20 protein-coding genes are annotated in these 24,114 nt (G+C 63.2%); 14 read left to right on the top strand and 6 right to left on the bottom strand.

Annotation, left to right across the window (positions count from 1 at the left end; translation table 11 throughout):
* Nucleotides 1-74: 74 nt before the first annotated feature.
* Nucleotides 75-1,250: a Fic family protein gene (locus ATJ93_RS20060; protein ID WP_120246423.1), complete on the top strand. Its 1,176-nt coding sequence runs from the start codon at nucleotides 75-77 to the stop codon at nucleotides 1,248-1,250.
* An 87-nt stretch (nucleotides 1,251-1,337) separates the two neighbouring features.
* Here the strand turns inward: ATJ93_RS20060 and ATJ93_RS20055 are convergent, their stop codons facing one another.
* The gene (locus ATJ93_RS20055; RefSeq protein WP_120246422.1) at nucleotides 1,338-2,282 is read right to left on the bottom strand and encodes an alpha/beta hydrolase; all 945 of its coding nucleotides are present in this window, start codon (nucleotides 2,280-2,282) and stop codon (nucleotides 1,338-1,340) included.
* A gap of 210 nt (nucleotides 2,283-2,492) precedes the next feature.
* Between ATJ93_RS20055 and ATJ93_RS20050 the strand changes: the two genes are divergently transcribed.
* From ATJ93_RS20050 to ATJ93_RS20025, 5 genes are all read left to right on the top strand, one after another.
* Nucleotides 2,493-2,786 carry a hypothetical protein gene (locus ATJ93_RS20050; RefSeq protein ID WP_120246421.1) on the top strand — a complete coding sequence of 98 codons (294 nt, stop codon included), beginning with the start codon at nucleotides 2,493-2,495 and terminating at the stop codon, nucleotides 2,784-2,786.
* A gap of 90 nt (nucleotides 2,787-2,876) precedes the next feature.
* The gene (locus ATJ93_RS20045; RefSeq protein WP_120246420.1) at nucleotides 2,877-3,626 is read left to right on the top strand and encodes a helix-turn-helix domain-containing protein; all 750 of its coding nucleotides are present in this window, start codon (nucleotides 2,877-2,879) and stop codon (nucleotides 3,624-3,626) included.
* Between the two features lie 162 nt (nucleotides 3,627-3,788).
* Nucleotides 3,789-4,445: a lactate utilization protein gene (locus ATJ93_RS20040; protein ID WP_120246419.1), complete on the top strand. Its 657-nt coding sequence runs from the start codon at nucleotides 3,789-3,791 to the stop codon at nucleotides 4,443-4,445.
* A 455-nt stretch (nucleotides 4,446-4,900) separates the two neighbouring features.
* Nucleotides 4,901-7,330, top strand: a complete 2,430-nt coding sequence (locus ATJ93_RS20030) for a heavy metal translocating P-type ATPase (protein WP_120246417.1) — start codon at nucleotides 4,901-4,903, stop codon at nucleotides 7,328-7,330.
* A gap of 80 nt (nucleotides 7,331-7,410) precedes the next feature.
* On the top strand, nucleotides 7,411-8,925 hold the full coding sequence (locus ATJ93_RS20025) for a globin-coupled sensor protein (RefSeq protein ID WP_120246416.1): 1,515 nt from the start codon (nucleotides 7,411-7,413) through the stop codon (nucleotides 8,923-8,925).
* A 15-nt stretch (nucleotides 8,926-8,940) separates the two neighbouring features.
* Here ATJ93_RS20025 and ATJ93_RS20020 read toward each other — a convergent pair whose 3' ends face one another.
* Both ATJ93_RS20020 and ATJ93_RS20015 read right to left on the bottom strand, forming a co-directional pair.
* Nucleotides 8,941-10,527 carry an ABC1 kinase family protein gene (locus ATJ93_RS20020; protein ID WP_211334103.1) on the bottom strand — a complete coding sequence of 529 codons (1,587 nt, stop codon included), beginning with the start codon at nucleotides 10,525-10,527 and terminating at the stop codon, nucleotides 8,941-8,943.
* Between the two features lie 155 nt (nucleotides 10,528-10,682).
* A complete protein-coding gene (locus ATJ93_RS20015; protein WP_120246415.1) occupies nucleotides 10,683-11,135 on the bottom strand; it encodes a universal stress protein in 453 nt (150 codons plus the stop codon).
* A gap of 228 nt (nucleotides 11,136-11,363) precedes the next feature.
* Between ATJ93_RS20015 and ATJ93_RS20010 the strand changes: the two genes are divergently transcribed.
* Nucleotides 11,364-12,131, top strand: coding sequence for an MBL fold metallo-hydrolase (locus ATJ93_RS20010; RefSeq protein ID WP_120246414.1), 768 nt, complete (start codon nucleotides 11,364-11,366; stop codon nucleotides 12,129-12,131).
* Between the two features lie 48 nt (nucleotides 12,132-12,179).
* On the opposite strand, the gene ATJ93_RS20005 is transcribed toward ATJ93_RS20010, so the two are convergent.
* Nucleotides 12,180-12,389 (bottom strand): hypothetical protein, encoded by a 210-nt coding sequence (locus ATJ93_RS20005; protein ID WP_120246413.1) that lies wholly within the window; start codon nucleotides 12,387-12,389, stop codon nucleotides 12,180-12,182.
* Nucleotides 12,390-12,679: 290 nt separating this feature from the next.
* Between ATJ93_RS20005 and ATJ93_RS19995 the strand changes: the two genes are divergently transcribed.
* Nucleotides 12,680-14,194, top strand: a complete 1,515-nt coding sequence (locus tag ATJ93_RS19995) for a serine hydrolase domain-containing protein (RefSeq protein ID WP_120246411.1) — start codon at nucleotides 12,680-12,682, stop codon at nucleotides 14,192-14,194.
* A 663-nt stretch (nucleotides 14,195-14,857) separates the two neighbouring features.
* Here ATJ93_RS19995 and ATJ93_RS19990 read toward each other — a convergent pair.
* The gene (locus ATJ93_RS19990) at nucleotides 14,858-15,055 is read right to left on the bottom strand and encodes a heavy-metal-associated domain-containing protein (RefSeq protein WP_120246410.1); all 198 of its coding nucleotides are present in this window, start codon (nucleotides 15,053-15,055) and stop codon (nucleotides 14,858-14,860) included.
* A gap of 133 nt (nucleotides 15,056-15,188) precedes the next feature.
* Here ATJ93_RS19990 and ATJ93_RS19985 point away from each other — a divergent pair, with 133 nt between their 5' ends.
* The 5 genes from ATJ93_RS19985 to ATJ93_RS19965 all read left to right on the top strand — a co-directional run bounded on the left by ATJ93_RS19985 (nucleotide 15,189) and on the right by ATJ93_RS19965 (nucleotide 21,078).
* Entirely contained in the window at nucleotides 15,189-15,779 is a 591-nt protein-coding gene (locus ATJ93_RS19985) for an AsnC family transcriptional regulator (RefSeq protein ID WP_120246409.1), read from the top strand.
* A gap of 99 nt (nucleotides 15,780-15,878) precedes the next feature.
* Entirely contained in the window at nucleotides 15,879-18,485 is a 2,607-nt protein-coding gene (locus ATJ93_RS19980) for a heavy metal translocating P-type ATPase (RefSeq protein ID WP_120246408.1), read from the top strand.
* A 223-nt stretch (nucleotides 18,486-18,708) separates the two neighbouring features.
* Nucleotides 18,709-19,236 carry a universal stress protein gene (locus ATJ93_RS19975; protein WP_120246407.1) on the top strand — a complete coding sequence of 176 codons (528 nt, stop codon included), beginning with the start codon at nucleotides 18,709-18,711 and terminating at the stop codon, nucleotides 19,234-19,236.
* A gap of 105 nt (nucleotides 19,237-19,341) precedes the next feature.
* On the top strand, nucleotides 19,342-20,142 hold the full coding sequence (aroE, locus tag ATJ93_RS19970; RefSeq protein WP_120246520.1) for a shikimate dehydrogenase: 801 nt from the start codon (nucleotides 19,342-19,344) through the stop codon (nucleotides 20,140-20,142).
* 306 nt (nucleotides 20,143-20,448) lie between these two features.
* Nucleotides 20,449-21,078 carry a GAP family protein gene (locus tag ATJ93_RS19965; protein WP_120246406.1) on the top strand — a complete coding sequence of 210 codons (630 nt, stop codon included), beginning with the start codon at nucleotides 20,449-20,451 and terminating at the stop codon, nucleotides 21,076-21,078.
* A 264-nt stretch (nucleotides 21,079-21,342) separates the two neighbouring features.
* Here the strand turns inward: ATJ93_RS19965 and ATJ93_RS19960 are convergent, their stop codons facing one another.
* Nucleotides 21,343-22,392, bottom strand: coding sequence for a glycoside hydrolase family 88/105 protein (locus ATJ93_RS19960; RefSeq protein ID WP_120246405.1), 1,050 nt, complete (start codon nucleotides 22,390-22,392; stop codon nucleotides 21,343-21,345).
* Between the two features lie 439 nt (nucleotides 22,393-22,831).
* On the opposite strand from ATJ93_RS19960, the gene ATJ93_RS19955 reads away from it, so the two are divergent.
* Nucleotides 22,832-23,869 carry a mannonate dehydratase gene (locus ATJ93_RS19955; RefSeq protein ID WP_120246404.1) on the top strand — a complete coding sequence of 346 codons (1,038 nt, stop codon included), beginning with the start codon at nucleotides 22,832-22,834 and terminating at the stop codon, nucleotides 23,867-23,869.
* Nucleotides 23,870-24,114: the final 245 nt, after the last annotated feature.

Raw genomic sequence — 24,114 nt, 5'->3', positions numbered from 1 at the left:
CTCCCCACACCATAGATTACATTCGAGGGCACTAGATTTAACTAACACTGGAATCGATTCCGTGGTAGTCACAAATGGCTCTCCAAGAATTACCTGACGACGCCCCCGGGCGCCTCATCCCGTATGATCGGCGTCCATATTACAATCCCGATCCCCTTCCACCTGACGCTGAGTTACAGTTCGAGAAAGAGTTCTATGACACGCTTTCGGAAGCGACGTTTTGGCTGGGAAAACTCAGCGGCTTCAGTCTGACCGCGGATTTTGCACCTGTGTTGTACACGTCGTTACTCCGGAAAGAAGCGATGGAGTCGTCCGAAATTGAGGGCGCGGATATCGATTACAATGCGCTCTACAGTTTCGAAACTCGATCACTGGACCGGTCCGGGGCAACCGATAAGCAAGCAGCAGCGATAGACGAGACGAAAGACGTCCAGGAAGTGCTCAACTACGAGCGGGCGCTGAAAAGCGGAATCAACGCGCTCGATCACGATGATGGGATCTCCATCGACCTTCTGCATACGCTCCATACGATACTCCTGACGGACGTCCCCGAAGACCGCAGAGAAACGGACACTATTGGCGAATTCAAGACGGTTCCGAATCACCTCGGTGAATTCGTTCCTCCCGTTCCGAGCGCCGTCGACGGGTTGATGGATGCGCTGATGACGTATATTCGAACCGACGGGAGTTACCATCCCGTTATCGATATTGCACTCACGCATTATCAGTTCGAGACGATACACCCTTACGGGGACGGAAACGGTCGACTCGGACGCCTCTTGATCACATTACAACTGTATGATCACGGCTACCTCGAGCACCCGACACTCTACCTCAGTGAGTATTTTAACCGATATAAAGAGACGTACGTCGATCGGATGAACGCTGTCCGGAAGTACGGGGAATGGGAGGCCTGGATCGAGTTCTTCGTGACAGGGCTCCGATATCAGGCAGAAGAATCTCTGCTCCGGTCTCAGGAGCTTTACACCTTACAGGAAGCGTACGAAGCCGAATACGGCGACATCTCTGCTGCCTATGCGAAATTGGCGCGTAAGCTCTTCGACCAGCCGTATCTTACTGCCGGTGTTGTCGAAGAACTACTCGATGTCACGAGTCCAACCGCCTACCGAGCGATCGATCGGCTCGAGGAGGATGGAGTACTTGAGGAAACGACCGGCAAGGAACGGAACCGCGAGTATCGAGCACGGGAAATCTTCGAGATTCTCGAGCGACCACCACGGACGTACTGATTCTTTCAGTAGGGGACACATTGCTCGCCCATCCACGCACGATCGAGGGCTGGCCGACCCGTATTAAACGGTCGAGTCGCCGCTCGTTCAACTCCCGTAGTCGCCCTCGAGGGCTTCGGAAAGGTCGTCGCCGACCGACGCAATCGCCTCGAGCGCGCGGTCGACGTCGCGCATCGTCATGAAGCCGTGGACCATGTCCTCGTAGTTCTCGTAGCGCGTCGGGACGCCGTCGCGAACGAGTTGCTCAGCGTAGGCCTTCCCACCGTCCCGGAGCGGGTCGAAGCCGGCGGTGACGACCGTTGCCGGAGCCACCCCGGAGACGTCGTCGGCGTTCGACGGGTCCGCGTAGGGGTTGCGTCGGTGGATCTCGTTGCGGTAGTAGCACTCGTTGAACCACTCCATGTCGGCCTCGTCGAGGACGAGTCCGGCGTGTTCCTGCACGGACGCCTGTTCTCGGTCGACACCGATGGCTGGATAGAGCAGCGTCTGATAGTCGATCTCGGGCCCGTCGCGTTCGGTAGCCATGAGCGACGCGACGGCGGCGAGGGTTCCCCCGGCCGAATCACCTGCGACCGCGATCCGTCCGTTTCCGCCGACCGCGTCCGGATTCGCCGCCACCCACTCGAGGGCACCGTAGGCGTCTTCTACTGCCGCCGGGAAGGGATGTTCGGGGGCGAGTCGGTAGTCGACCGAAAGGACGGCACAGCCGCCCTCTCGAGTGAGGTGCCGACAGAGCCAGTCGTGCGTGTCGATGCTCCCCAGGACGAAGCCGCCGCCGTGGAAGAAGACGACCGTCGGGTACGGTCCGCTCGCAGCCGGGAGGTAGAGTCGCGTCTCGAGTTCGCCGTCGGGGCCGGGAATCGTCCGGTCGATCGTTCGCCCGACGCTCGGTCCGTTTCGGTTCTGGATCCGCGAGGTCACGCGGCTGAGCAGTCTGAGGAATTTCAATCCGTACCGGTTGTGCGGCATCGGAATTCGCTCTTGGCGCTCCAGGGCGGCCTTCGCCTGCGGATCGATCCTCTCAGCCTGCATACGTGATTGTTCGGCGAATTGAACTAAGCCGTTCCGATCTGAGAATTCCACTGCCAGCGGCGTGCTCGAGAGGGCGTCAACGCACACCACCCGCGGCGGTACGTGATACTCACTCGAGTCGCCGGCCGGTGGTGAATCACTTGCAGCAGGTATCCCCCTGTGACAGCAGTCGTCGTCACTTTCACTACCGATACTGAAGACTAGACGACTATGGGAACCGATACGGGCGATGATACCGACGACGTTCGCGTGTGGCTCGTCGAGCGGACCTACTCCGACGACGAGCAGAACATGATCATCCTCACCTACGCCACGCTTGACGGGGATCGATACTTCCGCAAGGAACGAGCGCTGACCTCGTTTACCGATATTCGCGACACGACCGCCGCCGTCGACGTTCCGCCGACCAATCTCGGAACCGTCGACGACCCCGACCAGCAAGCGCAGTACGCGGCCGAAGCCCAGCGCATGGCCGAGATCCACGATCCCGACGACGTAATCTGAGAGTCCGGGCGCAAACCCGACCGTCCGAGCGCGGACCATCACGGTAGCGTCGCTCCCTACCGTTTTACGTCGGTAATACGTATCTCGAGTATGCGCGAACTCGTCTTTGCTCTCGAGTACGAACCCGGCTGCAACAGGGTGGCGGATACGCTCGCCGACCACCCCGACGCTCGGATCCGTTCGCTGTCCTTGCACGCCACGATGGACGGGCTCTGGCGCGTCGATCACGCGACGGGCGATCCGGACGCGCTCGCGGCCATCGAGGACGCGTTCATCACCGCCGACTACTACGCCGACTGTCTCGCGACCGGCGACTGCGGCGCCGTCCAGACCACCCAGGTCTTAGAACACGCCGACGACACGCTCGTACTCTACTCCTACTGGGAACGGACGCCCGACTGCGCCTCGGTCCCCCACATCGCGCTCGAGCACCTCGGCACCGGCGTTCTCTTCGAGACGCGCCACGAGGGACGCCACTACACGTGGCGGCTCATTCACTCCGGCGAGGGTAACGTCGGCGCGTTCTTCGACGAGCTCGAGGCGGCCGTCGGCGACTGCGCGCGAATGGAGATGCTCCGGACGGCCGAGGCGGAACCGTCGGGAAGCGAACCGGCCGCGGGCGACGGTGAACTCTTGCCCGAACAGGACGCGGCGTTGCGGGCAGCCGTCGAACACGGGTACTACGAATCCCCGCGGGACGTCGATGTCGGTGACCTCGCCGACCACCTCGACGTCCCGCGATCGACGCTCACCTACCGACTTCGACGTGCCGAAGAGCAACTGGCGAAGCAGTACGTCGCCGACGGGACGGTCTCGAGCGAACCGTCCCAGTCGCTCTGAGAGCACAGTCGGGTCGCTACTTTCGCTCAGTATGCGACACCGTTGCGGTAGTATGACTCGAAACGGCGGGTAACACCGGTGTTAGTAGCCGACACCGGTGTCCGCGAGCACTTATGGCCAAGCTGTGACTATCAGTCGATGTCGACACAACCGCCATCGAATATGTCACAGCAAAAATCTGATTACGCGGACGAGGCTGCTATCGACGAATCGCTGGACGAACTGCCGACCGACGACGACCTCGAGGAGACCGTCGCGAACCTGGAAGCGAACGGGTTCGAGGTCATCGTCGTCGACTCCGCTGACGAGGCACTCACGGAGGTACAGTCGCTCATCCCCGCCGGAGCGTCCGTGATGAACGGCCACTCGACGACCCTCGAGGAGATCGGCTTCGTCGAGTACCTCGGCGAGGGCGACCACGAGTGGGAGAGCCTTCCGGACGAAATCTGGAGCATCGACGACGACGCGGAACGGCAGGCCGCACGCCGCGAGTCCCAGACGGCCGACTACTTCCTCGGCGGGATCAACGCGATCGCCCAGACGGGCGAGCTCGTCGCCGCCGACCGCTCCGGTAGCCGCGTCGGTGCCTACCCCTTCGCCGCCGGCAACGTCGTCATCGTCAGCGGCGCCAATAAGATCGTCCCGACGCTCGACGACGCGCTCGACCGCCTGGAGTCGGTCGCCTACCCGCTCGAGAACGAGCGCGCCAAGGAGGCCTACGGCGTCGAGTCCGCGATCGCCAAACAGCTGATCTTCCGGCAGGAACTCGAGGAGGGGCGGACGACGGTCGTTCTCGTCCGCGACCGCTTCGGCTACTAACGACCACCTCTCGATCAACGCGGCCGCTCCCTACGCCCGAAACAAATCAGCGAGTTACTATCTCTCGACTGTTGTAAGAGGGTTTTAACTCAGATAATCACATAAAACGCAATCGTATGGTCGACGAGGGCGAGCGACAACGGGCAGCGGCAGTGTGTGAGAATTGCGGGACCGCTCACGCAGTACGGCTCGGTCCCGACGGTGAAATACGACCGATCGGGAGCGAACGGGCTACCGGTTGCACGTGCGGGAACGGCGATCTGCGAATTCTCAGTACCGATGCGACTGTTCTCGAGGACGTGGATATGTGAAATCGTCGCTCGAGTGCAGAGGCGAGGTGCGAAGCGGTTGTCCTGCGTGTCCCCTCTCACTCCTCTCGTAGCGGTGACGCCGTTCGTCTCGAGTTGGAATATTCCAACGAAGGCTTATCGAGATGACGCCCTTAGCTCGACGTAATGACAGACGAAACTGCAGCGCGGCAGCCGAGCGGGGGTGAGCGGCAGCGCACGGAGACGCTGACCGCCCGCCTCGCGGTCCCCGAGATGGACTGTCCCTCCTGCGCGGGGAAGGTAGACAAGAGCCTGCAACGCGTCGGCGGCGTCGTTGACGCCGATCTCAATCCCACGACCGGGACGGCGACCGTCACGTACGATCCCGAGCGAACCGCCGAGAGCGACGTGGTCGCGGCGATCGAGGGTGCGGGATACGAGGTAACGGGCGGTACCGGCAGTGACGCTGGCACCGACGCCGATGCAGCGGCGGGCGGGTCGTCCGACGGCGTCGACGTCGCACCGCCGACCGAGGTCTGGACGAGTCCTCGCGCGAAGAAGACGTGGCTCGGTGCCGCATTCGTCGTCCTCGGACTGCTCTTCGAGTTCGTCCTCGAGGCGCAGAACGTCGCCGTCGCGAGCGTGCTCGGGACGCCACTCTCGATCGCTGACGTACTCTTCCTCGGCGCCGTCGCAGCCAGCGGCGTGCCGGTGGTCCGCAGCGGCTACTACTCCGCGAAGGCCCGGAGCCTCGACATCGACCTGCTGATGGGGACGGCGATCGTCGCCGCCACCGGAATCGGCTACTTCGTCGAGGCGGCGACGCTCGCGGTGCTTTTCAGTATCGCCGAACTGCTCGAGGACTACGCGATGGACAGGGCCCGCGATTCCCTGCGCGAGCTGATGGAGCTGTCGCCGGACGAGGCGACAGTTCGCCGCGACGGCGAGGAGGTGACCGTTTCCGCGGAAGACGTGGCCGTCGGCGAAACGGTCGTCGTCCGCCCGGGCGAGAAGATTCCGCTCGACGGCACCGTACAGGACGGCGAGAGCGCCGTCGACGAGTCGCCGATCACCGGCGAGAGCGTCCCCGTCGACAAGACGCCCGGCGACGAGGTCTTCGCCGGTGCGATCAACGAGGAGGGCTACCTGGAGGTCGAGGTCACGTCGACGGCGGGCGACTCGACGCTCTCGCGGATCATCGAGTTGGTGCAGGGTGCCCAAGCCAAGCAGACCGATACCGAGCAGTTCGTCGACCGCTTTGCGGGCTACTACACGCCGCTGGTGGTCGCGCTGGCGATTCTGACGGCCGCCGTGCCGCCGCTTCTCATTACCGATCCGATCTCGACGAGCGTCGTCGGCTACGAGTTCACGTTCGCCGCCGACTGGGGGACGTGGTTCGTCCGCGGACTGACGTTGCTGGTTATCGCCTGTCCCTGTGCGTTCGTCATCTCGACGCCGGTCTCGGTCGTGTCCGGGATCACCAGCGCCGCGAAGAACGGCGTCCTCATCAAGGGCGGCAACTACCTCGAGGCGATGGGTGAGGTCGACGCCGTTGCGCTGGACAAGACCGGCACGCTCACGAAAGGCGAGCTTGCGGTCACCGATGTCGTCCCGCTCGGCGAGACGAGCGAGGCCGACCTGCTGCGGTACGGCGCCGGACTAGAGCGGCGCAGCGAACACCCGATCGCCGACGCGATCCTCTCCCGCGCCGACGAGGCCGGACTCGAGGACTTGCCGGAGCCGTCGTCGTTCGAGAGCCTCACCGGGAAAGGCATTCGCGGTGAGATCGACGTCTCCGGCGAAGCCGGAGGCTCGTCGGACTCGTCCGACGGTGGCGAAACCTACTACGCCGGCAAGCCGGCGCTCTTCGAGGATCTCGGCTTCGATCTCTCTCGAACACGTCGCTCGACCGAGACTGACGGCGGCGTCGCTATAGACTCGGCTGCGGCCGCTGACACCGTCTTCAGTGAGGAGACACTCGCCGACCTCGAGCGGGAGGGGAAGACGGTCGTCCTCGTCGGAACGGAATCGACGCTGCTGGGTGCGATCGCGATCGCCGACGAGGTCCGGCCCGCCTCCAAGCGAGCCGTCGAGCGCCTCCACGAGTTGGGCGTCGACCGCGTCGTGATGCTCACCGGCGACAACGAAGGCACCGCCCGAGCGATCGCCGACGAGGTCGGCGTCGATGACTACCGTGCCGAACTCCTGCCCGACGAAAAAGTCGACGCGATCGAGTCCTTGCGGCGCGAGTACGGAACCGTAGCGATGGTCGGCGACGGTATCAACGACGCGCCGGCGCTTGCGACCGCGGAAGTCGGCGTTGCGATGGGCGCTGCAGGGACCGATGCGGCCCTCGAGACCGCCGATATCGCGCTGATGGGCGACGATATCGGGAAGCTCCCGTACCTGTACGCGCTTTCGCAGAAGGCAAACGGCGTTATCCGACAGAACATCTGGGCGAGCCTCGGCGTGAAGTTCCTGCTCGCGCTCGGCGTCCCGCTGGGTCTCGTCAGCGTGGCGATGGCCGTCGTCGTCGGCGACATGGGAATGAGCCTCGGCGTGACCGGGAACGCGATGCGACTCTCCCGGCTGCGGCCCGACCGGTTCTTCGACTGACGTACGGTCGTTTGCCAAGGCGACGCTGTCCCCTTATTTGGCCGGTAATTATACCTGATCGTGTTTGCAATTATGAGTGAATGAACGCAGGGGACGAACGGATCACGCCGGCAGTCAGACGAGGTGTCGATGGCGCGCAACTTGCCGCCGAGATCGGTATCGACGAACGCGAAATCGAGTGGCGCAAGGAATTTACCGGATTCGACGATGCCGACCAGCGGCGGCTGCAGGCCTTGGACGATGTCGTCGGTCCGATCATTGACGAGACGGTCGACGATTTCTACGACAATCTCCAGTCGTACGACGAGACGCTGGAGATTTTCGATCGGTCGACGAAAACAGTCGAGCAGCTCAAACAGACGCAGCAGCAGTATCTCACGCAACTCTTTGCTGGACAGTACGACGAATCGTACTTCCGACGGCGCGCCCGGATCGGGAAAATCCACGACATGTTGGACCTGGGACCGAAGATCTATCTCGGGGCCTACGCCGTCTTCTACGAGCACCTTCTCGAGGCGATCGTCGAGGATTTGAAGGCCGATCTTCCCGACCGCGACGCGGAGGCGGCGGCCGACGGCGATGGCGAGACGCAGTCGCCGGCCGAGGTATTGGACGAGATGGCGGCGCGAACGCTCTCGCTCCTGAAGGTGACGAACCTCGACCAGCAGGTGGCGATGGACACCTACATCCACTCCTACAGCCAGCGCCTCGACGAGGTTATCGACGAGCAGGAAACGCTGATGGAGCAGGTCAGCCAGGACGTGCAGCAACCGTTGGCCGACCTCGAGGCCTCGGTCGGCGACGTCGCCGCGAGTTCCGAACAGATCAGCGCGCAGGCCCGCGATCAAGCCGACTCGGTGGAGACCGTGACCAGCGAAGTCGCGGCTATGTCGGCGACGGTCGAAGAGATCGCCTCGACGGCCGAGGAGGTCGCCGCGACCAGCGCCGAGGCCGAAAGTCAGGCCCAGGAGGGACGGGAAGCGGCGACGGAAGCGATCGAGTTGATGCAGTCGATCGATTCCTCGACCGCCGAAGTCGCCGCCGACGTCTCGCAACTCGAGGAGCGCATCGACGAGATCGACGAGATCGTCGACGTCATCAACGACATCGCCGACCAAACGAACCTGCTGGCGCTGAACGCGAGCATCGAAGCCGCACACGCCGGCGAGGCCGGCGACGGGTTCGCCGTCGTCGCCAACGAGGTCAAATCGCTGGCCGAGGAGTCCCAGGAGCACGCCCGCGAGATCGAAGGGCTGGTCGACGAAATCAAATCTGACACCGCCGAGACGGTCGCGAGCCTCGAGGAGACGACCCGGGAGATCGATCGGGGAATCACGCAGGTCAACGACGCGATGGAAACCCTGCAGGACATCGCCCGCGCCGTCGAGGAAGCGTCGGAGGGGGTTCGGCAGGTCTCCGACGCGACGGACGATCAGGCCGCAAGCACCGAAGAGGTCGCGTCGCTCGTCGACGAACTCCTCGAGCAAGCCGACCACGTCGCCGACGAGATCGAAGACGTCGCCAGCGCCAACGAGGAGCAAGCCGAGAAGGTCGAGCGGATCAGTTCGACCGTCGCTCGCCTCTCGGAGACGTAAGGACGAGCCGAAGTCTCACCGGGACCGCGTTCGTGCCCGACGGGACCGGACGTAACACAGAAAAAAGACGAGCGCAGCGGCGAGGCCGACGATCTCGTAGGCACGGTCGTGAAAGGTCAGCAGTGCCGACGCGACGACGAACGCGCTCGTCAGGACCGCGTAGCCGAGTTCGCGGATCACTGCGTCTCGAGTTCGTGCATCGACGGGGTCCGTTCGGACGACGAGCTCGCCGCGCTCGAGTCGGTCGAGTACGCTGTCCGCCCGTGCGGGAAGTCCCGCGACGACGGGTGCGGATTCGCGAAGATCGCGTTGCAAGTCCTCGAGCAGTACCTGGAACTCCCGCTCGAGGAACCCATGGTCGACGAGAAACGACCGCGTCGTCTCGAGGAAGTCGAACGTCGGGTCGAGGTTCCGACAGACGCCTTCGCCGACCGTCCCGACCCTGACGAGCAACATCACGTTCGGCGGGATCCGGAACGGGAACTCCCGGAGTCGTCCGAACAGGTCCGTGATGATCGTCCGCCACGTGATGTCGGTCCGCCCTTCGAGGTTCTCGATGACCATCTCGAGGACGCGGCGAACGGCGTTGCGATCGACCGACGGATCGAGGACCTCGAGCGCGACGAGGGTGCGGACTAGTTCGTCCACGTCGCGGCGGACGAGCGCCCGGTACAAGGAAGTGAGATCCGCCTGTTCCTGCTCGGTCAACCGCTGGCTCATCCCGTAATCGTAGATCACGAGGCGCCCGTCAGGCGTCACCGATAGGTTTCCCGGGTGGGGATCGGCGTGAAAGACGCCGTCGACCAGCCCCATTTGCAGGTACGTTCGCGCGATCAGCGTCGCCATCTCGGTGCCGTCGACGCCGGCGGCCGCGAGCGCCTCCTCGTCGGTTACTTTCTCGCCCTCTACGTACTCCATCGCGACGACCCGATCGGAACAGAGTTCCGGGTACACCTGTGGGATGACGACTCGCTCGTTGTCCTCGAAGTTCCCTCTCAGTTCGGTCATCATCGCCGACTCGCGCTCGAAGTCGAGTTCGTCGAGAATGATCGACTCGAAATCGTCTGCGACGTTCTCGAGCGAGTACTGCTGGCTCTCGTCGGCGAACAGGGCGATCAGGGGTACGAGTCCTTGGATAACCCGCAGATCGCGCTCGATCACCGGGACGAGATCCGGTCGTCGAACCTTCAGCGCGATGCGCTCGCCCTCGTAGACGGCCGTGTACACGAACGCCAGCGACCCGCCCGCGATCGGTTCGACCGTTTCGAGATCGATCGCGTCACCGAGTTCCGCCTCGAGGACGGTGAACGGGTCGCCGCCGATGTCTTCGGGGACTTCGTCCTGCAGCGTCGCGAAGGTCTCGACGTACGTCGGGGGAACGATGTCCGGTCGTGTCGAGAGCACTTGGCCGACTTTGACGAAGGCCGGTCCGAGGTCGAGCATGATCCGCGTCAGTCGCTCGGCGCGCTCGCGGTGGACGGAGTCGGAAACGCGTCTAGACGGGCCGAACAGGACGAACCGGCGCCGATCCCGCAATAGGGCGAACGCGATCGGGAGTACTCGGAGGAGAACCTGTAGGTATCGGCGGTAGTAGCGCATCATCGCTAGCGGATCACAGCGAACCGAATCGCGTCTTGTTTCATACTCAGATTCGAATACCGATCCCTACTGGCCAGCGCTGCCGACGAAATCTGGCGACTGCGACGGACGGCTGGACGGCACCGGTCGCCGCCGTCCGACCGTCGCTCGACCGTTTCTCACGCGTCTTCGACCGGCGTCTTGACGATCGTGACCGGTCGATCGGCCATGCGGGCGACGCGCTCGGCGACGCTGCCGAGTAACCGACGGTATTCGCCGGGCCGGTTCTTGGAGCCGACGACGATGAGGCCGATATCCGCCTCGTCGCTGTACTCGAGAATGTCCTCGTGGGGCACGCCGTGGCGAATCTCGGTGACCGTCTCGAGTCCGGCCTCGGCAGCGCGATCGGTTATCTCCTCGACCGCATCCCGGCCCGCTTCCTCGAGGGCGTGCTCGAGGCCTTCGAATTCGTGAACGTACTCGTCGCCGGGATAGGAACTGTACGCGTCGGCGTCGACGACGTACAGGACGTGCAACTCGGCGTCGTACCGCTCGGCGGCGTCGATCGCGTGCTCGATCGCGCGATCGACTCCGGGGCTCATATCGGTCGGAAGCAGTATTTTATCGTACATCACGTAGTAATTCTTTGAGACGAGTGATAAACTGCGGGCGCGATTATATCATCGTTGGATCGAACGGTTGCATTCAAGTACTTACAGTAGTGGTTACGAACGACTCCGTAACTCCACGAACGATCTCATATGATCAAGAACAGCTATAGATATTCCGGCTTCACCCCGTTACCGATTATGCGCGGGAAAAGTTGTCCCGTTCCCCCAGCGCGGAGGTAACGAAACGGGATGACGGACGGGAGGACGGTGATTAGCCTCTCGGTCGGACCGACGAACTGCTACCTGCTCAAGACGGATGGAGGCTACCTGTTGATCGATACCGGGTACGAGTGGGAGTATCGGACGTTCCGTGACCGGCTCGCGGATGTCGGCGTCGACGTCGACGAAGTCGAGTATCTGCTGCTGACTCACCATCACGACGATCACGTGGGCTTCGTGAACGAACTGCTCGACGAAGTGACCGTGATCGCCCACGAGTCCGCCGACGAACTGTTGCGAGCCGGCGAGAACGACAGGTCCGGCGGCGGGCTGTTGAACAGGCGGGTCTACTACCTGGCGAAGCTTCGGTCGTGGATTACTCCCGAGTGGGACCTGACCTTTCCGCCCGTCACGCTCCGGGACGACGATCTACTGGTCGATGGCGACGACGACCGGACTCTGCGCGAACTGGGCATCGGTGGCACGATCCTCCACACGCCGGGGCACACCCCGGACTCGATCTCCGTGTTGTTGGACGACGGGACGCTCTTCTGTGGCGATGCAGCAATGAGCAGGCCCCTCTGGGCGGGAATCCGGTACCACACGATATTCATCACCGACCTCGAGCAGCATTACGAGAGCTGGCGAAAGATCCTCGACAGCACAGCCGAGAGAATCTATCCGGCACACGGCGAGCCGTTCGATGCCGAACGATTACGGGAGAACCTGGGTGCGTACAGCGACGACGCGCTGATCGAGAAGGATCCGATCACCGATCGGTACGACGACTTTGGCTGAGTCCGTACAGCCAACCCATTAACAGGATCACCGCAAGTCCGACGAACACTAGCCCGCGTTGTAGTACTGTGTGCCGAGTGCCGTATTCGCCCCCGGCGGCCCGCCGACGGTCATCCCGAGGTCGCTGTGGTAGTCGGTCAGTGGCGAGAACTCACCCGGCCAGTAACGGTACGCCTGCCCCATGAAAAACGCCTCCCCGAGCAGGACGAGTCTGCCGCCGAGAACGGTCAGGGGCCACCGGAACGGATTTCGATCCATGCTCTTTCCTCCGTCCGTTAATCGTTGCCAGTGGTTACCGCTCAGTAGGAAGGGGGATGTACCTATATGTCTCTCGCCCGACACCGTTCGGCCATGAATTACGCCGTGAGTGTTGCGGATCGACGACCGGCTGCTCTCGGCTGCGTCCCGTCACGAGCGCTCGCTCTGTGGCCGCTCAAGTCCGAGGCTCACGCCGATGGCCGTCGGGCTGTCGGCAACGCGGGGGGTCGGCTGTCGGCGTTCGAGGACGCGAGCGGCTCGGAAGTCAGCGATTCGAGGGAGGGGATTGAGTGACCCGGGATACCCCCCGCCGCGAGTACCTCGCGTTGGCCGGGGCAAACCTGACCGGTTCGCTTGCCGGCTGTCTCGATCTCGGGTTCGGTGGGAGAGACGGACCGGCAGACTCGCTTCCTAAACACCTCAACGAGCGCGTCCCGAAGTTGCTCGAGTACTACGACGTCCCCGGAGCGAGCATCGCGCTCGTCAAGAACGGCGAGGTGACGTGGACCGAGGCATACGGCGAGGCCGACAGCGAGAACAGGCGGCCGACGACGACCGAGACCATCTTCCGGGTGGCCTCCATCACGAAGTCGGTCACCGCCTGGGGCGTGCTAACGCTGGTCGAGCGTGGCGAGATCGGCCTGGATGATCCGGTGGAACGTCACGTCACGCGGTGGGAACTACCGGAGGCAGAGTTCGACACCAGGGAGGTGACGGTCCGGCGGCTGCTCTCGCATACGTCCGGCCTACAGATGGGATTGCCCGACGAAGACCAGCTGTACGCGCCGGGCGAGGCGGTCCCCGCTCCCGAGGAGGTGCTCGCCGGGAAAGGGATAGAATCAGCCGCCGAGTTCGAACAGCCGCCTGGAACGGAGTTCAGTTACTCAAACGCCGGGTTCGTGCTCCTCGAGATCCTGATCGAGGAGGTCTCCGGCCGCGAGTACGAGACGTTCATGCGGGAGGAAATCCTCGAGCCCCTAGGGATGGACGATGCCACGTTCACTTGGGACGAGGAAGTGGCTTCCGACATCGCCACCGGGTACTATCTCGACGGTGGCCGCGCTCCCGTTTTCGTCGACCCGGTCAAGGCCCCCGGCGGGCTGTACGCGACCGCCGAAGACATCGCCCGCTTCGTGGCCGCCGCGACCGAGGGGCCCGACGGGGAACCGCCCGGCCGTGGCGTCCTCGAGCCCGAGACACTCGCGGAGATCCACGGCCCGGCGGTGGAGACGACGGGGCTCTACGGCTACGTCTCCGACGGCTACGGACTGGGGCACTTCGTTGAGACGCTGTCTGGTGGCCAGAGGGCCGTCTGGCACGGCGGCCAGCACACCGGCTGGCTGAGCCACTACCACTGTGTCCCGGTGACCGGCGACGGGATCGTCGTGCTCACCAACAGCGAACGATCCCAGCGACTCTTAGGCGAGGTCGCGGGTGCGTGGGCCGAGGCGCAAGGGCTATCGTCGGTGGCGATGAGCCGTACCTACTCGCGGATGGCGACTGGGTTGAAAGCGACGATCGGCGTCGCCGGACTTGCCACCGCGGGACTAATTTGGCGACTCGGGCGGGGACTCCGTGCCGGGGAACGAGAATTTCATCCCCTCGCTCGGTGGGACGTGAAGTGGCGTGCCGGACTTGGTGCGATCGGGTTCGTCGTCGCCGGACTGTGGTGGGGACTCGGCTCGGAGGTCCTACCAGCGCTGTTGCCAGTGCTGGCAAACTGGATGGAGTTCGCACTAACGGCGTTCGTAATACTCGTGGTACTCACGGTGCTCTTTCCGCGGTCGAAGGAGGACGATTCGTGACTGGGGAACTGAAAGACGGTCTGGCCAATCTGACATGGTCCGGAACGCGGGCCTCTCGACAGGGCTGATACACACACTCACGATCGAAGCCGGTCGAATCACGACAGTTTTCCTTCTACTGACCGGTTGCGATAGCTTCAATCTGGCCACCACGCCGTCACGACTCGCGCCCTGTATTCAGCACGATTTCCAAGAACTATCTCTAATTAAGGGTTTCAACAGGGCCGAACGAATCGGTCCTGTCTGTCGAGGAGCACTGGGATGATCGAGATCGGGGTGAGTCGAATCAGAGCGATTGCGACGTGGCCGGGCCACGATGATATCGACCCCGTTGACGTTGACTGTATATTGGTATCAATCGCTCGGATCGACACCGGCCGAAGATGCCCTCGAGTACGCCCTCGATCAGTCCCCGAAGCGGCTATCACCGCACTGTACGTCGTTCCGGTCCCAGACGGCTACTGGACAGTCTGCGACGGAGTAAAAAACCGATTCCGACCGACGAAGCGGATACACGGAGTCGCGGAATCCTCGATGATTCGACTGCTGTCGCCGTGAACTGCGACCGCAAGATCGAGACCGCAATCGAACACCGCTCCGTCGATACTCGAGTTGGAGGGCGATTCAGTGGTATCCGATTTGATCGCACCGAAGCACCGTCAGTTATGCCGACGCGTCGTAGCCGGCGTCCTCGACGGCGCCGACGAGCGCGTCCGGATCGGCGGAACCCTCGACCGTCGCGGTCTCGGCGTCGCTATCGGCCGTCGCCTCCGAGACGCCCTCGACGTCCTCGAGGGCTTCTTCGACGGTCTGTTCGCAGTGTTCGCAGGACATCCCTTCGACGGTGATGGTCTGGCTCATAGTCGACTGAAGGTAACGGTGCCTGATCTTTGTGCGTTTCTCCTTGGATTCGAACGTTTCGTCTCGGCTGCACCCGAACGATCCAAAGTAGAAGACGAGAAACAGTATAGTATCCGGAGCGAGTACCAGTCCTATGCGCGATCTGGACGAAACGGATATGGAGATTCTGTCGCTGTTGGCCGAGAACGCCCGCCGACCGTTCAGCGAGATCGGCGAGCACGTCGGGCTGTCGGGGCCAGCAGTCTCGGACCGCGTCGAGCGGCTGCAGGAGACGGGTATCATCAACAATTTCACGATCGACGTCAACCGGTCGCAGCTTCGGGCCGGCGTTCCCGTCCTGATTCAGGCGGAACTCCCGACCGAGTCGCTCGAGCCGGCTCGAGAACGCGTCCGCGACGCGGACGGCGTCGAACACGTGTTCGTGACGGCGGAGGGCGACCTCTGGTTCTACGCCCGTATCGAGGCCCAGAACGTCCGGACGTGGCTCGAGACGCTGTTAGAGGACGTGACGGTGATCGACTACACGGTGACGCTGGTCGACCGCGTCGAGTGGACGCCGTCGATCGACGGCGTCGAGTTCGCGCTCTCCTGTGCGGAGTGCGGGAACACGGTCGACAGCGAGGGCGAAACGTCGCGGATCGACGGCGAGGTCTACCACTTCTGCTGTCCGTCCTGTCTTTCCCGCTTCGAGGACCGGTACCAGCAACTGGAAGAAGGCGTCTGACGACACTTTGGATTCGAAAGTAAATCGACGGCCGTAGCGGACACATCGAAGGAGAAAACCGCCTAAAGGTGGGGCCCCTAGGACGAGACAAGAACCAGTATGGCCACCCGAACTATCCACCTCGATATCACGGGGATGTCCTGCGCCAACTGTTCGGCGACGATTCAGGACACCCTCGAGTCCCTCGACGGCGTCTCGGAGGCGAACGCCAACTACGCCACCGACGAGGGCTCGGTCACGTACGACCCCGATGAGGTATCGCTCGCGGAGATCTACGACGCGATCGACGACGCCGGCTACGGCGCCGTCTCGGAGACGGTGACGATCGCCATCGCCGACATGTCGTGTGCGAACTGCGCGGAGACCAACGAAACCGCACTCGAGTCGACGCCGGGCGTCGTCGACGCGGACGTCAACTACGCGACTGACGAGGCGCAGATCACCTACAACCCCGCGGACGCCTCGATCGCGGACCTGTACGACGCCATCGAGGACGCCGGCTACTCGCCGGTTCGCGAGGAAGGCGACGACGAGGACTCGGATCGGGACGCGCGCGACGCGGCCCGGCAGGACGAAATTCGGAAGCAACTTCGACTGACGCTGTTCGGGGCGGTGCTGTCGGCCCCGTTCCTGTTCTTCCTGGCCGATCGCTTCCTGTTGGGTGGAACTGCGCTGCCCGAACAGGTCTTCGGCCTCGAGTTCGGCTGGGTCGAGTTCGCGCTCGCGACGCCCGTTCAGGTCGTGCTGGGCTGGCAGTTCTACAGGAACTCCTACAAGGCGCTCGTCAGGAACAAGCGGGCCAACATGGACGTGCTCATCGCGCTGGGCTCGTCCACCGCGTACATCTACAGCGTGGCCGTCCTGCTCGGACTCATCGCCGGCGGCGTGTACTTCGACACGGCCGCGTTCATCCTCGTGTTCATCACGCTGGGGAACTACCTCGAAGCCCGCTCGAAGGGCCAGGCCGGTGAGGCACTCCGGAAGCTGCTCGAGATGGAAGCCGAGACGGCGACGGTCGTTCGCGAAGACGGAACCGAGGAAGCGGTTCCGCTCGAGGACGTTGCGGTCGGCGACCGAATGAAGGTCCGGCCCGGCGAGAAGATCCCCACGGACGGCGTCGTCGTCGACGGGCAGTCGGCCGTCGACGAGTCGATGGTCACCGGCGAGTCCGTCCCCGTCGAAAAGGAGGAAGGCGACGAGGTGGTCGGCTCGACTATCAACGAGAACGGCGTCCTCGTGGTCGAAGCGACGAAGGTCGGCTCGGACACGGCGCTCCAGCAGATCGTCCAGACGGTCAAGGACGCCCAGTCGCGCCAGCCCGATATCCAGAACTTAGCGGACCGCATCTCGGCGTACTTCGTGCCCGCGGTCATCGCGAACGCCTTGTTCTGGGGGGCCGTCTGGTTCCTGTTCCCCGAGGCGTTGGCCGGCGTCGTCGACTGGCTCCCGGTGTGGGGCCAGGTCGCCGGCGGTCCCGCGCCGGCCGGCGGGGGCGTGTCGGTCTTCGAGTTCGCGGTCATCGTCTTCGCGTCGGCCGTGCTGATCGCCTGTCCCTGCGCGCTCGGGCTCGCGACGCCCGCCGCGACGATGGTCGGGACCACCATCGGCGCCCAGAACGGCGTGCTGTTCAAAGGCGGCGACGTCCTCGAGCGCGCGAAGGACGTCGACACCGTCGTCTTCGACAAGACGGGGACGCTCACCGAGGGCGAAATGGAACTCACCGACGTAGTCGTCATCGGCGAGGACGGAACCCCGCTGCCGGACGGCGGCGAGGCGTCGCCTGACGGCGGCCAACTCACCGCTCGACCCGACCTCTCGGAGGACGACGTCCTCCGACTCGCGGCGTCGGCCGAGAGCGGGAGCGAACACCCGCTGGCCCAGGCGCTCGTCGAGGGTGCCGAGGAACGCGGCCTCGACGTCGTCGATCCCGACGCGTTCGAGAACGTCCCCGGCCACGGCGTCCGGGCGACGGTCGACGGCGGCGAGGTGCTGGTCGGGAACCGAAAACTCCTGCGGGACGAAGGAATCGATCCCTCGCCCGCCGCGGAGACCATGGAGCGCCTCGAGAACGAGGGGAAGACGGCGATGCTCGTCGCCTACGAGGGCGATCTGATCGGCGTCGTCGCCGACGCCGACACCGTGAAGGAAACGGCGGACGACGCCGTGGCCGCCCTTCGGGAGCGCGGCGTCGACGTGATGATGATCACGGGCGACAACGAGCGGACCGCTCGAGCGGTCGCCCAGCGCGTCGGTATCGACCCCGAGAACGTCCGCGCCGGGGTCCTCCCGGAGGACAAGTCCGACGCGGTCGAGCGCATTCAGGACGAGGGCCGACAGGCGATGATGGTCGGGGACGGCGTCAACGACGCTCCCGCGCTCGCCGTCGCCCACGTCGGGACGGCGATCGGCTCCGGGACGGACGTCGCCATCGAGGCGGCCGACGTGACGCTGATGCGCGACGATCCGCTCGACGTCGTGAAGGCGATCCGCATCTCGGACGCCACGCTGCAGAAGATCAAGCAGAACCTCGTGTGGGCGCTCGGCTACAACACGGCGATGATCCCGCTCGCGTCGCTCGGCCTCCTGCAGCCGGTACTCGCTGCGGCCGCGATGGCGTTCTCGAGCGTCTCCGTGCTGACGAACAGTATGCTGTTCCGCCGGTACGACCCTGACGGAGACTACGAACTGCTCGGCCGGTTCCGCTGATCGGAACCCGTCCGGCTCGAGCCTGACACTCTAATTTCTGTCTATTCTGTATATATGATATATGGTGTTGGGTCGTCGTAGATTCGGCTCGACTTTGCAAGCAGTCCTCTCACGGCGACTGGCCCCGAAGCATTCGATAAATGGATCATCTATCCAACAACCAGAATCGATATAATGGGCTCGACACCGCTGAAAAACGCACTTATTCCGGATTCGGTTCGCAATGGTAGATTCAAACACAACGAACCGAGATCGGTCCCGTTACCAACGGGGTAAGGACCGCGGCCAATCAGTATCATCAATTGTCGTAGCTGTTTCTGAAATAGATAGCGGTCAAATTGATAATGTGAGTGATGTAGTCGCGGAGGTCGCCGGTCCCGCTCACGCAACTGTCCATCTCGTTTGTCCCTTTTCCACCGACGAGTTCGAGAAGACGATCCAGCGGCTCGAGTACGACGCAGACTCGCCGCCGGAGCCGGACGAACTCGCGAAGCGGTCGCAGTCGGTTCGGCAAGCGGCGGCCGGATTGCGCGATCCGACTCGAAACTACGGGATGCCGATTACCGTTCACGGTCGGATCACCGACAATACCGGAGAAGCGATCGTCGATACCGCGAACGAGGTGAACGCCGATCGCGTCGTTATCTGCGGCGGGAACCGGTCCCCGACGGGGAAGGCTATATTCGGGAGTACTGCGCAGTACGCGCTCCTCAATGCGCCGTGTCCGGTCACGTTCGTCCGTAGCGACTGAGAGATTCTCGACGGCATATTTAGCAGACTTCTCGGACCGACGGCTACCCGGGTTCTCGTGCAACAAATCGTGAACATTATCTTTCTCGCCGTCGCGACCACGGGTATGGACGTCTACGGTATCATCGGCAACCCCGTCGAGCACTCACTGTCGCCGCCGCTGCACGAAGCCGCCTTCCGCGAACTCGGCATCGACGCCAAGTTCGTCACCTTCGAGGCCGATCCCGATCGGATCCAGGAGGCGTTTCGCGGCGCCGAGGCGCTCGGTATCGACGGCCTGACAGTCACGCTGCCGTTCAAACACGACGCCTTCGAGTTCGCCGAGCCGGACGCGCAAATCGAACGGGTCGGAGCGGTCAACACGATCGACTTCACCGAGGACGGGCCCGTCGGGTACAACACCGACATGACCGGCACGCTTCGGGCCTTCGAGCACCACGGCGTCGACCTCGAGGGGGGTCGCGCGGTCGTCGTCGGTGCCGGCGGCGCCGCCCGGGCGCTCGCCTTCGGGTTCGAGGAAGCGGGCGCCGACGTGCAGATCGCCAATCGGACGGAGTCCAAGGCGCACGACCTCGCCGACGAGGTCCCGGGCGCGACCGGCCACGGACTCGAGGAACTGCCGGACTTGATGGCCGACGCCGACGTCGTCGCCAACGCGACCAGCGTCGGGCTGGAGTCGGACGAGTCGGTCGCCCCGGCCGACGCCTGGCACGAGGATCTCGTCGCCTTCGACGCGGTGTACAAGCCGTTCGAGACGCGGTTCCTGCAGGACGCCGCCAACGCCGGTGCTCAGACGATCGACGGCGCCTGGATGCTGCTGTTCCAAGGCGTCGACGCCTTCGAAATCTGGACCGGCCAGGAGGCGCCGGTCGACGCGATGAACGAGGCGCTGCGCAGTCACTTGTAACAGGGCTAGAAATACGGTTTCTGCATTTACGGCCGGGGTGTAAATCACGGTCCGTTCGGATCACGTACTTGCCGGACTGACAGGTGGTCTCAGCGATCCCAATCACGAATTGCGTTTGAATACCGCCCAAACGCGTCGTCGTACTGTCAGCAATAGTGACCTGTTCTCCAGATCCGATACATGATTAATTGCGTTTGCAGTCCTACTACTCTCGGACGGACACCAAACAATGGCACACACGGCCCGCACTTCTCACCTCGGACGTCTCGATCGACCAACTAAATCGGATCACGGCGAGTACGAACAATGAGTCTCGTCGATGTTCTCCCGCTGGCCATCGTGATGATCGCAGGGCCACAGATTCTCTCCTCGATCTTCCTCGCGACGAGCGAACAGTGGCGGACGAACTCGGTGGCCTACGTCTTCGGTGCCACCCTCTCGATCAGTTCTGTCGTGGTGGTCGCGTACCGCCTCGGAAACAGTATCAGCGGTGGCGGTTTTTTGGGGGCGAGGGCGAAACACCTCCTCTATGTCGCCGTTCTCGTTCTCCTCCTCTTTGCAGCGGTGGACACCTATCGAAAGCGGGCCGTGTCGGAACCGCCAGAGTGGATGGGCAAGTTGGCAGGTGCGACGCCGCGGTTCTCGTTTCGACTAGGATTCCTCTTATTGGGGTTTTTTCCGACCAACATCATTACCTCGGTTAGTGTCGGAACCTATCTCGCTGCCAACGACGCCCCGGTTACTGATGCGACGGGGTTTGTCTTGCTCACGCTCTTCATCTTAGCGCTCCCGTCACTGGGTGTACTCTTACTCGGAGCCCGCGCCGAAGCCGCACTCCCCGAACTTCGCGACTGGATGGATGACAACTCGTGGATCATCTCTGAGGCGGTAATTGTGCTCTTCGTCGTCCTGACGATTCAGAACCTCCTCGGGTAAGATGGGGAGATCATTATCGCATGGAGGTGGTGTGCCCTCCCGACACGATCGTAGATGCCGTCCCTCGTGGGGTATCACCGTAGCTAACAGCATTCTCACTACCCGGTAGACTCCTGTACGTATCGAACAGTTCAGTCCAGTTTCGTTCCTTCAGCAAGCACAATCTCATCGAACGGCCGGCCAACGGACGCCGAGCGGGCAACGTTGACCAGGGCGAATCGACGATCGTCTCAACACCGATCACGAGGAAACTCGAGTCGCGTCTCAGACGTCGAGGTCCGCCTCGAGGACGCGCTCGCCGGCGATCAGGAACCAGCCCTGGCCGTAGAGGTTGATCGCCTGCGGAGCCTCCGGGCCGCCGGGCATCGCCGCGTTTCGCTGGACCGCACCGTCGGGGGTCACGACCGTCTTGGCCGCGCCGATCGCGTCTTCGGCGACCTCGCGGTACTCCTCGTCGAGCAGGCCGCGGTCGACGGCCTCGGTGAAGGCGTAGGCGTACTGGAGGGTCCCCGAAGTCTCGAGGTACATCGTGTCGTCGTCGATGAGGTGGTGCCAGAAGCCGCTGGCGTCCTGGTAGTCGGCCATACTCTTGAGGTGGTCGGTGACGAGTTCCTCGAGGCGGTCGCGCTCGGGGTGGTCCTCGGGCACGTAGTCTAACGTGTCGAGCACGCCCGTGGCGAACCAGCCGTTGCCGCGCAGCCAGAGCGAGCCGTCGGGGTAGCTGTTGGGCTGCTCGCGCCAGATGTGCCGGTAGAGGTCGGTGTACGGGTCGCGGAGGTGTTTATCGTGCACCAGAATCTGATCGACGGCTTCGTCGATTGCCTCGGGCCTGTCCGCGAGCTGGCCGTAGCGAGCCATGAACGGACACATCATGTAGATGGCGTCGATCCACAGCTCGATGTCGTCCATGTGGTGGGTGATCCCGCCGTCCTCGCTTCGCGGGGCGTCCTCGTGAAGGTACTCGAACTGGCGGCGGCAGGCCTCGAGGTAGGACTCGGGCCCGCCGTTCTCGTAGGCCTCGAGCGCGAGCACGGCGACTGCACCGGCGTCCGGAATCGGCCGGAAGATGCGGTGTTCGTCCCACTCCGGGACGACGTCGATCGAACCGTAGGCCATCAGGCCGTCGCTCGACTGCGAGCGGACGGCCCAGTCGATGTACCGTTCGGCGATTTCAGTGTGTTCGTCGTCGTCCGTCGCCAGTAAGCCCCGAAGCACCATCGGTCGTTCGCCCTGGATGAAGTCCTCGAAATCGAGGTCGATCGTGTATTCGGCGACGGTCGGGAGCAGTTCCTCTAGCGGACGTTCTCTAGCCATACGAAGTCATGTGAGGGATTATCACTTAAGATTATAGATGTTGTCCGTGCCACTTTCTATCGTGATGGGGAAATATAGCTAACACGGGGCGGTAGTCGATAGTGTATCAGAACTGGTGGGGTAATCTGTTCCTGAGAGACAAATAGTTGCGTGACCGGCTTGACGATGCCCACACCAACTGATCTATCCGTTCGACTGGATTTCTCGGTCCGTTCGACCGATAGCGGGAGCAACAATAACGACGATGAAACGAAGAGCCAGCACGAGGGTCGCCAACGGGCAGTATCTCGAGCCTACGTCGAGTAACAGACGTTTTCCGTCGGCCCGATTACGGCGGGATCGCTCCCGAACGGTCGGCGCTCCGATCGACCGTTCGGGTATCGGGAACACCGTAAGAACGAAGACGGCCGACCTCGAGTCGGTGATACGTCTCTCGCACATGGCACCAGATACGACAATCCGCGTCGGCGTCCGAACGCGATCTCTTGCAGAACCGCGACTCCAGTACATACGCCAACTCGGCGCAACGGATATCTTCGTCGACCACGCGGACGTCGACGAGGAACCCGACGAGTTCAACGACCGCGACGCGAGGGCGACGCTTGCGGTCGGTCGTGACGCGATCCCGACCGTTGCGGACCTCGAGGCGGCGAAAGAGCGCGTCGAGGCCGCCGGGTTGACGCTGACCGGGATTCAGTCGCTGCCGTACTCGCTGTACGGCGATATCATGTTCGACCGCGAGGGGAAGGAAGCGGCTCTCGAGCAGATTACCACGCTCGTCCGGAACCTCGGCGAGGCCGACATCCCAATCCTCGGCTATCAGTGGAACCCCCGGGGCGTCGTGCCGATGCGAACCGGGTCGGCCGAACTCCGCGGCCGTGCGCAGGGAACCGCGTTCGACTACGACGAAATCGACGATCCCGACGCGCTCGCGCCCGGCCTCGACCGCGAGTACACGGAAGCCGAGTTCTGGGACAACTACGAGACCTTTCTCGAGACCGTATTGCCGGTCGCCGAAGAGGCTGGCGTCGAGATGGCGTTGCATCCGGTCGATCCGCCGGTCATCGAATCCATGTGCGGCGTTCCGCGGCTCTGTCGCAGCGTCGAGAACTTCGAGAAGGCGATGGACCTCGTTCCGAGCGACAACCACGGCCTCAAACTCTGCCTGGGCTGTTTCTCGCAGATGGGCGAAGACGTTACCGACGTGCTCCGGACGTTCGGCGAGCGCGATCAGATCGGGTTCATCCACTTCCGCGACGTCGTCGGGACCGTTCCCGAATTTCACGAGACGTTCGTCGATCAGGGGAACTTCGATACGACCGAAGTCGTCGAGACGCTGGATGAGATCGGCTACGACGGCGTCGTGATCCCGGACCACGTGCCGGCGATGACCGACGACACCGACTGGCGACACCGCGCTCGCGGCTATACCGTCGGGTACCTGCGTGGAGTTATCGATACCGTTCAGTCGACTTGAGGCCGACTCGAGTCCGCCAACCGAGACACGTGAGGCCTTGTACGGTTTGAGTTCGGCATCCGGAATCCTCGTCGGGTTGAACTCGGCGACGCGATTGGCGAGTAGTTCGTCGGGGGCGTCGACGTGCCAGCGGTTGGCGTCGGGAGTCCTAATCTCTACAGGAATTTCCCACGTCCCGTTCTAGTAATCCGCGTGGTTCAACTGCGCGATCTCTTTCCGGATAAATTCCGTACGTTAGTCACATA

Source organism: Halopiger aswanensis, assembly GCF_003610195.1.
GTDB lineage: Archaea > Halobacteriota > Halobacteria > Halobacteriales > Natrialbaceae > Halopiger > Halopiger aswanensis.
The sequence above is the reverse complement of the archived record's forward strand: the minus strand, read 5'-3'. Positions and strand labels throughout refer to the sequence as shown.